We start from the raw sequence: 13,492 nt of genomic DNA on the forward strand, positions 1-13,492 counted from the left end.
ATCTGCGCAACTACCAATAGTTGATTCAAAGCTGCAATGCTCGCTTCACGCACTCGCCCATCCAGTAGAATTCTATAACTCCTGATTGCCCTGAAGCTGATAGCGTAGGCAACACGATTCGCGAGTTGATCTAAGTATTACCGTGGTAAGGGAGCAATGATGGGTACTGACCTGAAGACTTTATGGCTGCGCGAGAACCAACGGCGCAGGCTGCTTTCGACGCTAGAACGATTACGCCCTGGAACTGAGGAGGCAAAACCATTGCTCGCCGAGCTCAGAAACATAGAGCAACAGGATCTCGAAAACCCAATCGGTAATGCCTATTCGATCTCGATTGATGAACTGCGCGAGCGTGTCCCAGAAACACCGTTCCAGGGTAGCGATGGCCACCTTTTCGTTATCGTGCTCGACCAACACATTCCACAGCCGTGGCACGCGAGATTCGAAGCGTCGAGCGCTCTTTCATCTCGGCTGCCCGAGGGCAGCTATGTAAGTGACTGGCGTCGCTTTCTCCGTGGGTGGGTGCGCGAAATGGAGCACCTCAAAGCTCACCAGGAGTGGCGCCTAAATGATTGAGTTTGATTTGAACAGAAACGATTGTGAGGCCCTAATCAGGCATTGCGAGAGCTTTGTGCCGGCGGGAGATGATCCGAGGGAAATGCGGCGTTTGCAGGAAGCTCTAGAGACGCTTCGTGAGGCGCTGATCGAGCATATTCAAAAGGATCGTGTGAATATCCGATGAGCCGTGCGTGTCTCATTCATCACCGGGAGAGAGTGGCGCATTGAGATCAATATCTACGTGACCGACCAGCGAATGTATGCGGTCAAGCAGGCAAGGATCTACAGCCTGCAATCGCGGCGGACAGTGATAGATGTCTGCCGCCAAAAAATCCAATACCCGGCATACGGCAGAATGCTCCGCTAGCAGCTCAGTGAGTGACTGCGAGTCATCACGCTGAGCGCGGATCTCACTGGTAAGCGAGCAAACGCTTTCGCGAAGATGTGTACTGGAAGACAGCGCCGCAAAGCGCTTCCGCAAAACAGAAAACAGCTCATTGTCCATATGCCCCCATGCTTCGGTAGTAGCTATTCAATACGCCTTAAGCGCCTGCAGAGCCGACAAGCTCACGTGCTTTCGGCAGCCTCTACCGGCCAGGATGTACAGCTTGTCTTTACTCTCAAAAAAGAAACCGTTAGGAGGAAGTAGATCAACACATCAACTTCCAACTACGAAACGTATCTTCCAGACGACTCAACGGAATCATCGGCGAGCGCCAAGCTTCCTGGGGCAGTCCTAGATCCTGAAGCAAATCCGGCAACGCCAGCAGCAACCGAGCATCCGCCTGTAAGCGATCGAACAGCCATTCTGGGTCTACCCTATGCGCGAAGCGAGCACACACGGCCCCCCAATCGACCGAACCTAATCGTTCTATCTTTGTTGACCACCGGGTGATCCGCACAACGCCCTCCATATCCAGCACCATGGGAGCAAGATCATAGATGGGTGCAAAGCTCACTCGTTCCTTGCCCCGAAGGATCGAGAAATTTCCGCCATGGTTGTCGGTGTTCCCGACAATCTGATTGATCAAATCCCGCCGCAAGTATTCGCTAACCATGTCCGGAATTTCAGATTCTTGGCCGGCAGCAATCCATATTTTCGCTAGCCGATCCACGACATCGAAATGATTCAAAAAACCACCTCGATTCCTGGCACCACATAATGAGTACATTGACTCTACTGCGATGCGCTCCACCCCGCCCAGAGAGACTTTCCGATCAAATCTTTGCATCCAAATGCTAGGCATTTCCGCCGCTTCGTGGGCCAGACCATCGGCGGCGACCGTGTCGATCCCCAACTCGCCCAACGCGCGGTAAAAGCAGTATTCGCTAAGCAAGATGTCGCGGTCTAACCTAGTTGCGTTGTTACGCGGGAACTTAACAAACCAATGTCGGCACACATCAGCGTCGCGTAGCGCCCCCTCAGGATAAAGCTGCCCCGAAGCATCTTCGACCAGCAGCATTTTTGGAGCTTCGCCGCCAGCGCCAAGGGCACCGCTTATCGCCATTCCCGATTTCCTGGCCTGATCGAGAAAGCCCATACCTTCCTGAACAACCTCGTATCGGTTAAACCCACCAGTCAATTTTTGTGCGGAACACAGCGCTCCGGCCGCACTTTTTATACGCATATGCCCAACGGGAGCAGCAGCGCATTGCTGCAGCAGAAAGAGATCAATCGACATCCCTTGTGGTACTACAACTCTCGACAACAAGTGCCGACGTCCGGCACCGGCCGGGATGATATCGCGCAGAAAAGCTGGGGCAGGTTCACGCCGAATATCCCACTCCAGCGGGAGGTTCGCACTGACAGCCGGCGCTTTAACCGTACCCAGTTGAATATACAGATCCACAAGATATTCGGGCTGGTAGTTGATGGTGCACCGGCTTCGCAGACTATCTCTAGGTGAATCGAAGCTGACCACCAGTGCATCGCGCCAACGGCCATCCGAGTGAATTTGGAGCGTGATGGATTCCATACATCTCGGCAAATTGCCGAACCCTCACTGTGCCTTGATCTATATGAGCCCGCAGAGCTTCTGGGGGTGTTGTCGGTACCCCTAGAAGGCGAGGGATAATTTCTCGACCAGCGTCTCATTCAATTCAAGGGCGAGTAAGGCATTTCACCTGAACGGGGATTTTCCCCAATCCTCCGAAAGCCAACTAGGTGCGCCATGACAAATTTTCATGCAGTGCCGCACTCGCAACGCGTTCATTAACGTAAGCATTTTTAAAGGCACGTAACGCTTCAACAGCAGGCGCACTCACGTGCTTTCTCGCGCCACGGCCGGCCAAGATGTACAACACGTCTTTGCTTTCAAAAATACACTTCTCAAAATCACTCTGAAAATCGCTGAGGACGCTGTCGCCTGGCTGGAGTTTGCTCTGGCTATCGTAGACCGCAGATTGGGCATACAAGATGGTTGCTCCAAGCCCTTGTGCTTTCACTTCCCGCTCTTGAGATTCCGGGAGCATGACATCCAACAACAGCCACTGCCGAACGATGCAAAATGGCTTTTCTGTGAAGTTATCAGCGGCCAGTTTGATCAACTCATCGTCGCCAAGCTTTGAACCCCCAAGAGATTGCGCAGGCCCAAAAAGCAAATCGCCTAGCAGGTCTGTATCGGTAACGCTTGTATTCATAATCTCGCTTTAACCTGCTCTTCTCGCGAGTACCAGACCAGAAATCATTTCCCCGATCCCCGTCGATACCTGGATAACCCGAAAGCCTTTTTCGCGCCGCGTTCGCAGATCCCTCAGTGATAAATGCGGTTCATGTAGATGTTGTGGCCGCCCGGCGCCCAACTGACCACTACGTAACGACTGCCAGCCAAGGTTAAAAATAATGAATAACCATCGACGAAGAGGACGTTCGTTATCCTGGACGTCCGCATGCTCGCTCCCTCCCGAAACCGCCCCGTGCTGTCGCCATAGATCGTCCCCACCAATACCGGTGGGCAGTCGACTGCTGCGAACAAGAACGCGGTAACGGGCATACCGAAATCCTTTTCCATTGCCAAAGCGACCACTGCAGGAATGGACGATGCACGCTGTTCCTCAACCATCAAGCAGCACGCCTGCAAGGTCAGCCGGGGTACTTATTTCGTTGTCTACTCCACACATCTTTCAGTCCCCCTTAACTTTTCAACATAGAACTGCGCCAATCCCCATCACAACCCATGGGTATGAGCGCACTCAGGAAAGGTCGATCACAAAGCTGGCATCGAAACCCGTCTGCTCACCTGGATAACCCCGAGGGTTCGAGACCACACGACAGCCATCCAGCGTGATATCAACCGCGCGGTGTGTATGTCCAAAAACCCAAAGATCCGCTTTAACCAGAAGCTCGTGCCAACTGTTTGAGTAAGCAGCACTCAAATGCCCCTCATATTTGTCACCCATCACTTCGGGAACGGGCGCGTGATGCGTCAAGACGACAGTTTTGCCATCGAAGGGCGCATCAAGCTCCTTGGTCAGCCATGCGAATGACGCATGGTTCCGACTGATCAGGTCGGACGGGCGCAAGCGTCGGTAGTTTTCTTCAGTCCGAATGACTCGAAAATCATTCATCCAATCCCATGCAGTTTGGGTGGCTGCAACGATGTTCCCGGTGGACGAAAAATCAGTCCACGCAGTCGCGCAAAGGAACCGTGTTTGATTCCAAATGAAGGTCTCGTTTTCCAAGACGTGGACGTTCGGTAAGGCGGCTTCCTTCATTTTTAGAAGCGTGTGATCGATGTGTCCTTTATAGAATTCGTGATTCCCACAGACGTAAATGACGGGACAAGCGAACGTCTCATTTGCCCACTCCACCCCTCGTCCCTTCAAGTCAATGTCGCCGGCTAAAATCACCAGGTCAAAGCCATTGGATAGGGGCTGATAGGGCGAAAATTCGTTGTGCAGATCTGACAGCACGTGAAGCTTGATCAATGGCCTGATCTCGATTTACAGCTAAATTGAAAGAACGATCACTCAGGCGGAGCCAGATTTTGCGAGCCGTCAACGGCCACATCGAAGCAATTCCGCCATCAATATAAATATATAGATTTGAGTGGCGGATGGCAAACGGGGCATACAACTCTGTTTTAACGGAACGGAAAAATGTCTGTGCGCATAGCATTCGCCGCAGCGCTGAAGGTCTTGCGAAAAAAGCGAGGACTCACGCAGGAAGCATTGAGTGGAAATATCACTCAGTCACATGTGAGCCAAATCGAAAATGGGAAAACCTCGCCCAGCCTTGAAGCCATCATCGAGCTCGCCAGAGTGATGGAGCTCAGCCCTGTCGCGCTCATGGCCGTCGTGTGCGCGGCGCAGGATGAATTAACGGCCGGCGAAGTCTTGGAGCGCGCCAAAAAAGATTTGCAGTTGATCTCTCTACTCAAGGTCGCCATTCCCTTGGAGGCCAAGGCAAAAATGCATCCAGGTGTCGCCGCAGCGGCGAAGGCGCGAGCGGAAGTCCAAGCATTGAAGAAAGCAGGCTACTCGCAAGCTGATATTGCGCGGGAACTAGGGATGGCGGAATCGACGGTACGTCGTCATTGGCATCGTTCAGTTTGAGTATGTCGTACTACTGTAGCTCCCGCGCATGTGCCCCCATCCTCGAACCTTTCTCACCACGAACCGCTGCTATGCTGTGATCTCCATCGAACGGAGTCGAGTTATGGCCGAGCAATATTCCCTTCCCGACGTACTGAGCAAAATGTACGAAAACCAATTGGCGATCGAAGCCGCGCTGATGGAGCTCGTCCTTCTGGAGGAGAAGCGTGGGTCTTCAGAGGCATGCGATAACGCGCGTGGGGCACTTCAAAAAATCGGCGAAAACGCGGGGCATATCAGACAGGGTATCGCCCGGATGGGAGGACTAGCAGGCGCATCTGAGTATTGAACTCTATAGCTGCCTGCTCGGTACTCGAAGCCATGTAGGCATCCTCAAGGATCATCGTGAGGTTGTAATATGAAAAAGCAAATTGCCGAGGCCCTGCTCAGGCTGCTTGCCGAAGCTGCCATGCTCTGTGGTTCTGATCGCTCCCATGCATTGCCTATTTTACGACAAGCCAGCGCCTTGCTGTGGCGGCTTGAACCTTTGGGCCAACCGCTCTCCCCTATGGCACTGGAACGGAAATTAAGCACGCCGATTGAATGTTGGCTGCCCGAGGAGATCAGGGGTGATTACTCAGGCCCGCTACTGACCACCAACATGGCGACGCAGACATGCAACGAAATGATACTGGAGCTCAATGTCAGACAGCTCTGGGAGGTGATCCAAGCGTGCGTCAACCGAGTAAAGCAGGCTTGCCGCCTTCGCTCGGATGGTGAGACGCTTTATCGCAATTTTCGTCTGTTTTTGATCGAGCATGCCGTCATCGAGCCTTCTCAGGCTCGTGATGTTTTCGTACCACTGAACCTGTCGCTTTCCGATTTCTACGAGCCCATTCCACCGCAGCTGCAACACAACGGGCTGATCTACCTCTGCCCCATCTGCCGATGGCCCATGAATGCGCAGCGGCACGAGGTTAACTGCGACTCGGCGTGGTGTCGGGAAAAGAAAAGCGTTTTTCAGCTCAAGGGCACCCAGCTCGTAAATCGCATCAATAACAGCTCACTGAAAGGCGAACCTCCAAAAGACCGCCTGATGCTCAAGCCCGCGCTTTGGAAGTTCACGTTGCAGCCCGGATTGCTGGAATTGGCACTGGCGGAAAAACTCACAGAAAAAGGATTTGAGGCGCTGTTGTGGCCCGACGTCGATCGAACGGATCTGCGTCTCCAGTTGGGCGGCTCGATCCAGGATATTGATGCAAAAGTCTGGGTGTCGCCCCACGAGCTTGCCAAGCACCTCGAACAGATTCCAGACCAGGTATCCCGCTGGATCGTGATACCCGATTACCAAAAGAAAAATATCCCATTGCTCAGAGAGCGGTGCCCTGCGGGTGTACGGGTATTTACCCAGAGCCAATGCGTACGGGAGGCACAAAAACATGCGGCCCCTTTCTGACTACGCCACCACCTTGTTTCTCGCGCTCGCCGCACGCCATGTATCCACCGAACCCATGCTGGCTGATGCCGCTGCGATCATCGCAGGACGTACGCGCAAATGGAGCACCTGGGAGTCACTGCCAGAGTCGCAGCAATCACTGATCGCCCAGGGTTTGCGCCTCAGGCCATCCATGCTCGCGCAGCCCAAGCGATTTATGATGAGTGCCGAGGCCATCATCAAGAGCGAAATGAGCCCATTCGAACTGGTTGATGGCACGAAACTCGGCCTTGAGTTGAATGAGCGCGACAGGTATCGCGTATCCCCCAGCCTGGATGTCGACCAACTGATCCGGGAAAACGTTGAGGCGTTGAAAAATGGGCGCCCGGCCAGCGTCACGGCCCAGCTTCCGGAAACGGGAGACGTGGTGCTCAAGCACATCACCGGCGATCAGATCAGGGTTTTCCAGATCCCTGAGGCCGAACGAGCCGTATTGGCGACGCGCATCCAGCACATCAACATTGCCCCCTCCTCTGCTGTCCCCGAAATAATCTGGGACTACGAGGCGCTTGAACGCCTAGCCCAGCAGCTGGACTTGGAATCCAGCCTTCACAGCCAGCACGCCACGTCCCTGAAGAACATCTGGGGTGAGCAAGCCACGCGTGCGGCCAACTCCGGCAGTTTCTATCGGGTCAATGCTCCAACGGGCACTGGCAAAAGTGTCGTCATGCTCATAATGGCGATTGACGCTGCTCGCCGTGGACACAAAGTCATCATTGCCGTACCGACCTTGGTCGAACTGGCCAACACCGTGCAGGCGCTCAAGCAGTCGGTAGCAGTTACCGCCAAGGATCTAACAGTCGCACCGCTGCATTCCGCGACTCGTATTCACGAAAGAGCAGAAATGCATTTCGCACAACACAGTGTCGACCACCCTTACGATTACGCCTGCCTGCTCAATGCCTACTCGGGCGATCTCAAGACCATAGAGCCTGGCACTGAGCCTTGCTTCAACGTTCAGGTGTCGACGATCAAAAACGATGAGAGCGAATCTTCAAAGCGACTGAAGCATTGCCCTTTCCTATTTCAATGCGGTCAAACCCGAATGCTGTCGCAAGCCATCGAGGCGAACATCGTTGTCATTAACCACCATGCGCTGCTGTCGGGTACCACACGAATCCCCCTATCCGACGCTGATCAATTTCCTGGCCCACGAAGCCTCATAGAAATCCTGCTGCGAACCTCCCCGGTCTTTTTGGTGGATGAGATTGATGCCCTGCTTAAAACGGCCATCGACAGCAGCGTGATTGAGCTCCAGCTAGGTAACCTAGGTGACAACAGCCCGCTACTACGCCTGTTTAATAATGTCGTCAGTCGACCCAAAATTTCGGGGATCGATCGAAGTAGTTTTTTCCGAGTCAACTGGGCGCTGACCTATTGCACGCTCAGCGTCAGTCAGTTGATGAACCTTCAGCAAGAACGCTATTTCGAGTGGCCAATCAAGGAAACCACTTGGCCCGAAGCCAATGACAGCTTCATCATGAGTGCGCTTGGAATCGAACGCGAAACACTGGAGCACCTCTTCAGCAACAATGTAGGAAGCCTGCCGCCCTACCTTGAATCCCTGAGCCGCAACCTCGCCAATTGGCGCACCAACGATGGCGAACATAGGCTTGAAACGCTCGCCACCGAACTCGGTCATCTCATCACTTCACTGTCTGCCGACGGCCAGTTGCCGGTGCCGCTCAAGGAGCACGAGCGTATACGCCTCAAAGCATCGCTCATCCTAAGAGGCACGCTGTTCATCATCGAGACACACCTTCGCAATCTGCAAGTGGAACTCCCGGCTTTCGTCAACGCAGAAATACCCTTTGCGTATGAAGTCCGGCGAAGCATAACCGGCCCCGAGCCGCTGAGCCCCAGTCCGAACGGCCCACTGCAGCGAGCTGTTTTTGGTTTCAAACGCAAAGACAGCAGCGAAGACGAATCGACCCTGAATGTCGTGGCCATGCGAGGCGATCCGCACGGCACCCTTCTCTCACTGCCTGATATGAGCGCGCTGGGTTATGCCGGCGTAAAAAGATTGTTCATTGGTTTCTCCGCCACGGCTTACTTCCCGGGTGCCAGTTCGTTCGACCTGAAGGCACTGGATCTGATCGACGTACCGGATGCCAAAGGCCAAGTCACCTTCAAAGATGTGAATCTGACCACCGTTATATCAGGTGCGGCTTACTTCGAGCGTAAATACCGCGTGACGAAGCTCGCAAAGGAAATCTGGCCATGGGTACAAACACGGCTCGAAAGCCTCAGCCACGATCCCATCACTCAGGACAGAGCTCGACTTCTTCTGGTCACCAACAGCGATTCAGATGCGGAGGCTCTCGCCATGACGCTGGCCTCTATGCCAGGAGGCCCTGGACAGTCAGTGGGCTGGGTACGCGGCCGTCGAAGTGAATACAAACCGTCATCCCTGTCTAGCCAGCACACGCTCATCTATGATGATCTCGCCGAATTTACGACGGGAAAACACAGAGACAAGACCGTGCTGGTCAGCGCGTTGGGGCCTATGGCGCGAGGACACAATATCGTCAATGCGGATGGTCTCTCAGCCATCGGAGGTGTCGTCATTTGTGTTCGCCCTCTGCCCTCCTCGGACAGCCCAAATAACAACCTTGCCCATATCTGCTACGAAACCGCCAATACCGTTTTGCCACGCGTCAGTCCAGGCGAAGTGATGATGCAGGAGCGCAACCTTGCGAACGATCTGTTGCAGCGCATTCGTACCTCACCTCCCGCGTTTAGCCAGCAGCCGCACAACATTCGTCACTACACCATCATGAACATTCTAGTGAGCTTGACTCAGCTCATCGGCCGAGGACGTCGGGGCGGTACACCCGTCACGTGCTACTTTGCAGACGCCGCCTTCCTGGCAGGCCGCACGACATGGCCACAGATGCTCGCCGACAGCGTCGCACGTCTCAAGCACGACGGCGATTGGGCGCAATTTGAACTTCACCACGCCGGCATCGCGACGGCTGTCCAGCAGTACATTATTCAATCGAGAAAGGAAGCACGATGAAGACGCTTGAGCTGCGCACAACCCTGTTCAAATTCGACCCTGCGCAATTGGGCGAAGCGTATCGCGTTCAAGTGGGCACCCATTACCTTGACGCTTGGCAGGCCCTCCAGGGACTGACGCCCAAGCCTCATCCGGGCCTGCCCACAACAGGACTGGAAGAGATGCTCGCGGTGCTGTCCGGCGGGCCCGTCAAAGTGAATTTGTCCCCTCAAAAGTACGGCGGTGTCTCAGCGATTCTTCTGCTAAATCCCATCCCTATAAACAGGATCAATGAGGCACTGCATCTCTGGTCGATGGATGTGCTGAGGATCTGGAACCAACAGCTTGAAGGGTTTGAAGGAAAGCTGGTGGTCACAGGCCTTGTACCGCTACCCGCGAGCGGCCTGGTAGTGCCTGGCGACATATCGTCTTTGGCGTATACCGTGATCCCATGGCTGGTTGGACAGGCACTCATCAAGACTCCCATGCAAGCCAGCCGGCCAATCAAACTGTACCAGTCAGCAGACTCGACGCTTCTTGCTTGGGATGACCCTATCGTCTCAGAGAACGATTTCCGATATGCCAGTGCACTACACGCCATTGAGCCGAAGCTGGTGCTGCTACGTGGGCGGGATGAGCCTTACCTGCAATTGCGAGTGAAGCTGAGTCAGGTCATGCCGAGCTGGGTTGGTAAGAAAAAACATGCCTGGGTCAAAGTAGGCGACCTAATCGTAAAGGCCAAGATCAAAACTCGACGCGTCGATGATCAGTGGAGGACGCTCTACGAACACCCCGTGGAAAAGCTGCTGTCTTTCATGGGTGTCCCAACATTCCCAACCATCAACGAAGGGAATATCCCGATCGACAGCGACGTAAGGCCTATCCCTTCCACGCCGCCTTCCACGCCCTTGATCGCCTCCGGCCCCGGCCCGCAGTTTTTGGATCAGGCCAGCTTCCATCTCCTGCGCAGCCTGCCGGGCACCTCTGCTCTTCTGGCAAAAAAAGCGGTCGCCAGCATGAAGGAAGTCAGATCAGAAGCCACAGGAGAAGTGGTGAACCTGGCAGTGATGGTGCTCGCGGCGAACTCCGAATTGATGTTGCGCTTGCACGCGGCTAGCCAATCGCTGGCGGTGGACAGTCAATTCTTCCGCAAGGTGACGCCACCGTTGATATCGCTGACGCGACTGGATGTTCCAGATGCACAGCGCATGCTCGCTGGCGAGCATGAAAGCCACGTGCTTAAAGAGTGGCTGTTGAGTCATGTGATTCCTGCTGCCAAGCAGCAGGCGACCCAGGTGGCAATCATCGAAACCAGCTCGGCTGCCGCCGCATTGTCACCGGAAAAAGATCCCAAACACTTAATCCGCCGCGTCTTGGCAGAGCATGGGATTGCCACCCAATTCATCATGCACACCGACGCTACCGCTGAGCCAAAGAAAAAGCCGACAGCCAAGGATGCGAGAGACTTCAAGGCCCTCAACGCCCTTATCGAAGCAATCCGCTTGAGCGGGTATCTCCCGGCACCTACCCCGAGAATCAAAGAGATGCCGACGAATACCACGCTGCTTTCTATCATGGTTGATCGGTTTCAGGATAAGGGCTGGTCTACGTTGCTCCCTGTCATCACCCGGGCCACCTTGGGCTCTCGCTCCCCTGAAGTATTTTGGTTTGAGCCTGGGTCTGACTTCGTCGGAAAGTGGTTCGGTTATACCGATGGCCTGACGGCCATCCATGCAACGACTTCGTTACTCACCCCAGACTCGCTGAGGAGACTGGTCACCCAATCACTTCTGGTTCCAACACCCACCGCTGACGGCCCGTTAATTGTTTGCATCGACAGCAATTTGCGCACTTTTTACGGTGGACTCAAGGACAGCCCTGGCCAAGGTCTTCCACCCGTGCCACAAGGCGCTGCGGTTGTCCGGATCCGAGCAGACGAGGATGTCGCGCAAGTCAGCGGCAACCAAACATTCTCTCCCCACGCGGCTCACTACATCGGTACTAAAGTCGGCGTGTTCCAGTCCTGCGAAAGTCCAGACGTTTACTACTTCATTTCACCGTCTAAACAGTTCGGCACCGTTCGATCACAGCGTCACAACACTCGTTACGACGTATCAGATCGCGACCTGCGAGACCCTTGGCAACAACTGGGTGTCACGGAAATCGCCATCATCGACCCAGGCACATTTTCCTCGGTCACCTGCATTGCTGAGCAGGTGGCGTTGCTCTGCCGAAACGCACCTTTCTGGGATGGTCACCTGCGCCTGCCCGGGCTGATGCACTTGGGCGCACAGATCGCAGGAGACCACCCAATCCTGGAAATGCATAGGAAGGCGGAGGCCAACCGCGCTGGGTGAGCGAGCACGTTTTCTAAATTATTGTTGGAAGAAAGCCATGGATGGCGCCATCCATTCCGTGTCGTAGACTCTTAAAGGCTTCCACTACTGCGCGCAGAGCCAATCATGAGCAATCACGAATATTACGATGAAGAAATCGCTTATAAAAACCCTGAAGACATTGGGCAAATGGAGCTCTACTCAGCACTAAACAGCTTGGTGTTCTTCGCGGGCAATATCGACCTCGTTAATCAAGCGTTGAGTCTGACGATTGTGGATGAGTTCATCATGGATCTTGAGCACCAGTATCTTCGGAGTAAATTCAACGAAACGAACACGCCTCACCAATCAGTTTTTCTGTCTGCGCAATCTCAGATGTGGATTTTTTCCGCCTATGAGCTGATGCGCACCTGGCGTGAGAAAATCACCAAACACATCAAAACTGCAGACAATGGTGGACTGTCGCTGAAGCTTGAGGGTCTGGAAAAGCCATGGGATTACTCAAACTACACGATCCAGAAACGCATCGAAGAAGTGACGATGCTCATCGAGGATCCAGAACTCGTTGAAACGATGAGAGTAGACCTTAAGCGCACCAAGATTCTGTTCGTTCAGATGGCGCTGCTGCGGATGTCTCTCGCGAAACATCAGATGAGAAAACGACCCAACGCAGCAGTCCTGATGCCCACAGTGGGTTACATGAATCGGTGGTGTGGGTCTTTGGAGTACCAGATCAATAGCGGTCGGGTCATCATCTGCAACCTCAGTCGTCGAGACCTTGCGGACGCCATCCGAGCAATACCAGAAATGACCGTCCCTTCAGATGAAGACCTAGAATCTTTTGAAGCCGCTATGCGCGGGCCTGACGATGATGAGCTCAAATCTTTGTTTCGAACGTGACGTCACTAGTGGAGACGGATCAGACTTTTATGTCGGGCGAACGGCGGCCGGCCACTCACCGTCGATGACGCGTCTTCCGATGCTAAGGTTTGACCTGCGCTTCGTTCTTCACAGCGACCAGCAAGACTAACCAGGCAGCGCTGGATCGATGGTCGAGTCGCTTTGTCCATCGCCGCTCCCCGGTTGTCATCCTTGTTACCTACCTCTTTCCATGAGTGCGTACGCAGCCCATCCAACCACATAGCTCGGAAAAAATAATGGGACAGAAATATACGTTTGAGCGATCACTACTTCAGCGAGGCTGACATCATCCTCACTGCGGAGAAAGCGACGGTGAGTGCGAAATTGCACTCTACTTGGCCACCTGATTGCATCGTAAGCGATCCACCGTACCCACATTCAAAGCCGCCAGTTGAAGCCTGATGCTGTGCTCTTGATCTCTTTCAGGAGCCCGCAACCATGATGCGTCCCGACGCCAAAGTCGAAAAAGTTTATCTGTACCCCAAACCCGTGGACTTCCGAAAATCCATCGACGGCCTGTCCGCCCTCGTCGAATTGGATATCAAGGTCGCGGTGTTCGATCCCGTGCTTTTCGTTTTTCTGAATCGCCACCGTAATCGAGTAAAAATCCTCTATTGGGAGCGCAACGGCTTTTGCCTTTGGCTCAAGCGC

Annotated in this window: 15 protein-coding genes; 9 read left to right on the forward strand and 6 right to left on the reverse strand. The window is 54.1% G+C overall.

Translation table 11 applies throughout. From position 1 onward, the window contains the following. Positions 1 to 72: 72 nt before the first annotated feature. Complete coding sequence (locus EAH74_RS34040) at positions 73 to 138, reverse strand: (2Fe-2S)-binding protein (protein ID WP_140684378.1); 66 nt, start codon at positions 136 to 138, stop codon at positions 73 to 75. 21 nt (positions 139 to 159) lie between these two features. Between EAH74_RS34040 and EAH74_RS32180 the strand changes: the two genes are divergently transcribed. Next, positions 160 to 576 carry a hypothetical protein gene (locus tag EAH74_RS32180; protein ID WP_140684359.1) on the forward strand — a complete coding sequence of 139 codons (417 nt, stop codon included), beginning with the start codon at positions 160 to 162 and terminating at the stop codon, positions 574 to 576. Beyond that, the gene (locus EAH74_RS33175) at positions 569 to 742 is read left to right on the forward strand and encodes a hypothetical protein (RefSeq protein WP_170206656.1); all 174 of its coding nucleotides are present in this window, start codon (positions 569 to 571) and stop codon (positions 740 to 742) included. Before EAH74_RS32180 ends, EAH74_RS33175 begins: the two co-directional genes overlap by 8 nt. A gap of 12 nt (positions 743 to 754) precedes the next feature. Here EAH74_RS33175 and EAH74_RS33555 read toward each other — a convergent pair whose 3' ends face one another. From EAH74_RS33555 to EAH74_RS32205, 5 genes are all read right to left on the reverse strand, one after another. Then, on the reverse strand, positions 755 to 1,063 hold the full coding sequence (locus EAH74_RS33555; protein ID WP_140684362.1) for a type II toxin-antitoxin system PrlF family antitoxin: 309 nt from the start codon (positions 1,061 to 1,063) through the stop codon (positions 755 to 757). 145 nt (positions 1,064 to 1,208) lie between these two features. Beyond that, positions 1,209 to 2,534 (reverse strand): type II toxin-antitoxin system HipA family toxin, encoded by a 1,326-nt coding sequence (locus tag EAH74_RS32190; protein WP_140684364.1) that lies wholly within the window; start codon positions 2,532 to 2,534, stop codon positions 1,209 to 1,211. 184 nt (positions 2,535 to 2,718) lie between these two features. Next, entirely contained in the window at positions 2,719 to 3,198 is a 480-nt protein-coding gene (locus EAH74_RS32195) for a DUF6957 family protein (protein ID WP_193560167.1), read from the reverse strand. A gap of 113 nt (positions 3,199 to 3,311) precedes the next feature. After that, on the reverse strand, positions 3,312 to 3,620 hold the full coding sequence (locus tag EAH74_RS32200) for a hypothetical protein (RefSeq protein ID WP_140684366.1): 309 nt from the start codon (positions 3,618 to 3,620) through the stop codon (positions 3,312 to 3,314). A 130-nt stretch (positions 3,621 to 3,750) separates the two neighbouring features. Further along, the gene (locus EAH74_RS32205) at positions 3,751 to 4,482 is read right to left on the reverse strand and encodes a metallophosphoesterase family protein (protein WP_140684380.1); all 732 of its coding nucleotides are present in this window, start codon (positions 4,480 to 4,482) and stop codon (positions 3,751 to 3,753) included. A 174-nt stretch (positions 4,483 to 4,656) separates the two neighbouring features. On the opposite strand from EAH74_RS32205, the gene EAH74_RS32210 reads away from it, so the two are divergent. From EAH74_RS32210 to tnpB, 7 genes are all read left to right on the forward strand, one after another. Continuing rightward, on the forward strand, positions 4,657 to 5,112 hold the full coding sequence (locus EAH74_RS32210; RefSeq protein WP_140684368.1) for a helix-turn-helix domain-containing protein: 456 nt from the start codon (positions 4,657 to 4,659) through the stop codon (positions 5,110 to 5,112). A gap of 103 nt (positions 5,113 to 5,215) precedes the next feature. Next, the gene (locus EAH74_RS32215) at positions 5,216 to 5,440 is read left to right on the forward strand and encodes a hypothetical protein (protein ID WP_140684370.1); all 225 of its coding nucleotides are present in this window, start codon (positions 5,216 to 5,218) and stop codon (positions 5,438 to 5,440) included. 69 nt (positions 5,441 to 5,509) lie between these two features. Continuing rightward, complete coding sequence (locus EAH74_RS32220) at positions 5,510 to 6,547, forward strand: hypothetical protein (RefSeq protein ID WP_140684372.1); 1,038 nt, start codon at positions 5,510 to 5,512, stop codon at positions 6,545 to 6,547. Continuing rightward, positions 6,531 to 9,605 carry a hypothetical protein gene (locus EAH74_RS32225; protein ID WP_140684374.1) on the forward strand — a complete coding sequence of 1,025 codons (3,075 nt, stop codon included), beginning with the start codon at positions 6,531 to 6,533 and terminating at the stop codon, positions 9,603 to 9,605. Before EAH74_RS32220 ends, EAH74_RS32225 begins: the two co-directional genes overlap by 17 nt. Then, a complete protein-coding gene (locus EAH74_RS32230; RefSeq protein WP_140684376.1) occupies positions 9,602 to 11,941 on the forward strand; it encodes an RNaseH domain-containing protein in 2,340 nt (779 codons plus the stop codon). The genes EAH74_RS32225 and EAH74_RS32230 overlap by 4 nt, the downstream gene beginning before the upstream one ends. A gap of 105 nt (positions 11,942 to 12,046) precedes the next feature. Continuing rightward, positions 12,047 to 12,820, forward strand: a complete 774-nt coding sequence (locus EAH74_RS32235; protein ID WP_170206657.1) for a hypothetical protein — start codon at positions 12,047 to 12,049, stop codon at positions 12,818 to 12,820. Between the two features lie 459 nt (positions 12,821 to 13,279). Continuing rightward, positions 13,280 to 13,492 (forward strand): IS66 family insertion sequence element accessory protein TnpB (tnpB, locus tag EAH74_RS32240; RefSeq protein ID WP_240050561.1); only part of this gene is annotated, 213 nt, incomplete at its 3' end.

The organism is Pseudomonas mandelii, assembly GCF_006438925.1.
GTDB classification, from domain to species: domain Bacteria; phylum Pseudomonadota; class Gammaproteobacteria; order Pseudomonadales; family Pseudomonadaceae; genus Aquipseudomonas; species Aquipseudomonas mandelii_C.

What these genes read in the sequence shown, in the direction of transcription:
- EAH74_RS33175 (WP_170206656.1), top strand. Translation starts at nt 569, where the DNA reads ATGATTGAGTTTGATTTGAACAGAAACGATTGTGAGGCCCTAATCAGG.
- EAH74_RS32235 (WP_170206657.1), top strand. Translation starts at nt 12,047, where the DNA reads ATGAGCAATCACGAATATTACGATGAAGAAATCGCTTATAAAAACCCT.
- EAH74_RS32210 (WP_140684368.1), top strand. Translation starts at nt 4,657, where the DNA reads ATGTCTGTGCGCATAGCATTCGCCGCAGCGCTGAAGGTCTTGCGAAAA.
- EAH74_RS32230 (WP_140684376.1), top strand. Translation starts at nt 9,602, where the DNA reads ATGAAGACGCTTGAGCTGCGCACAACCCTGTTCAAATTCGACCCTGCG.
- EAH74_RS32220 (WP_140684372.1), top strand. Translation starts at nt 5,510, where the DNA reads ATGAAAAAGCAAATTGCCGAGGCCCTGCTCAGGCTGCTTGCCGAAGCT.
- EAH74_RS32225 (WP_140684374.1), top strand. Translation starts at nt 6,531, where the DNA reads ATGCGGCCCCTTTCTGACTACGCCACCACCTTGTTTCTCGCGCTCGCC.
- EAH74_RS33555 (WP_140684362.1), bottom strand. Translation starts at nt 1,063, where the DNA reads ATGGACAATGAGCTGTTTTCTGTTTTGCGGAAGCGCTTTGCGGCGCTG.
- EAH74_RS32180 (WP_140684359.1), top strand. Translation starts at nt 160, where the DNA reads ATGGGTACTGACCTGAAGACTTTATGGCTGCGCGAGAACCAACGGCGC.
- EAH74_RS32215 (WP_140684370.1), top strand. Translation starts at nt 5,216, where the DNA reads ATGGCCGAGCAATATTCCCTTCCCGACGTACTGAGCAAAATGTACGAA.
- EAH74_RS32190 (WP_140684364.1), bottom strand. Translation starts at nt 2,534, where the DNA reads ATGGAATCCATCACGCTCCAAATTCACTCGGATGGCCGTTGGCGCGAT.
- EAH74_RS32195 (WP_193560167.1), bottom strand. Translation starts at nt 3,198, where the DNA reads ATGAATACAAGCGTTACCGATACAGACCTGCTAGGCGATTTGCTTTTT.
- EAH74_RS32200 (WP_140684366.1), bottom strand. Translation starts at nt 3,620, where the DNA reads ATGGTTGAGGAACAGCGTGCATCGTCCATTCCTGCAGTGGTCGCTTTG.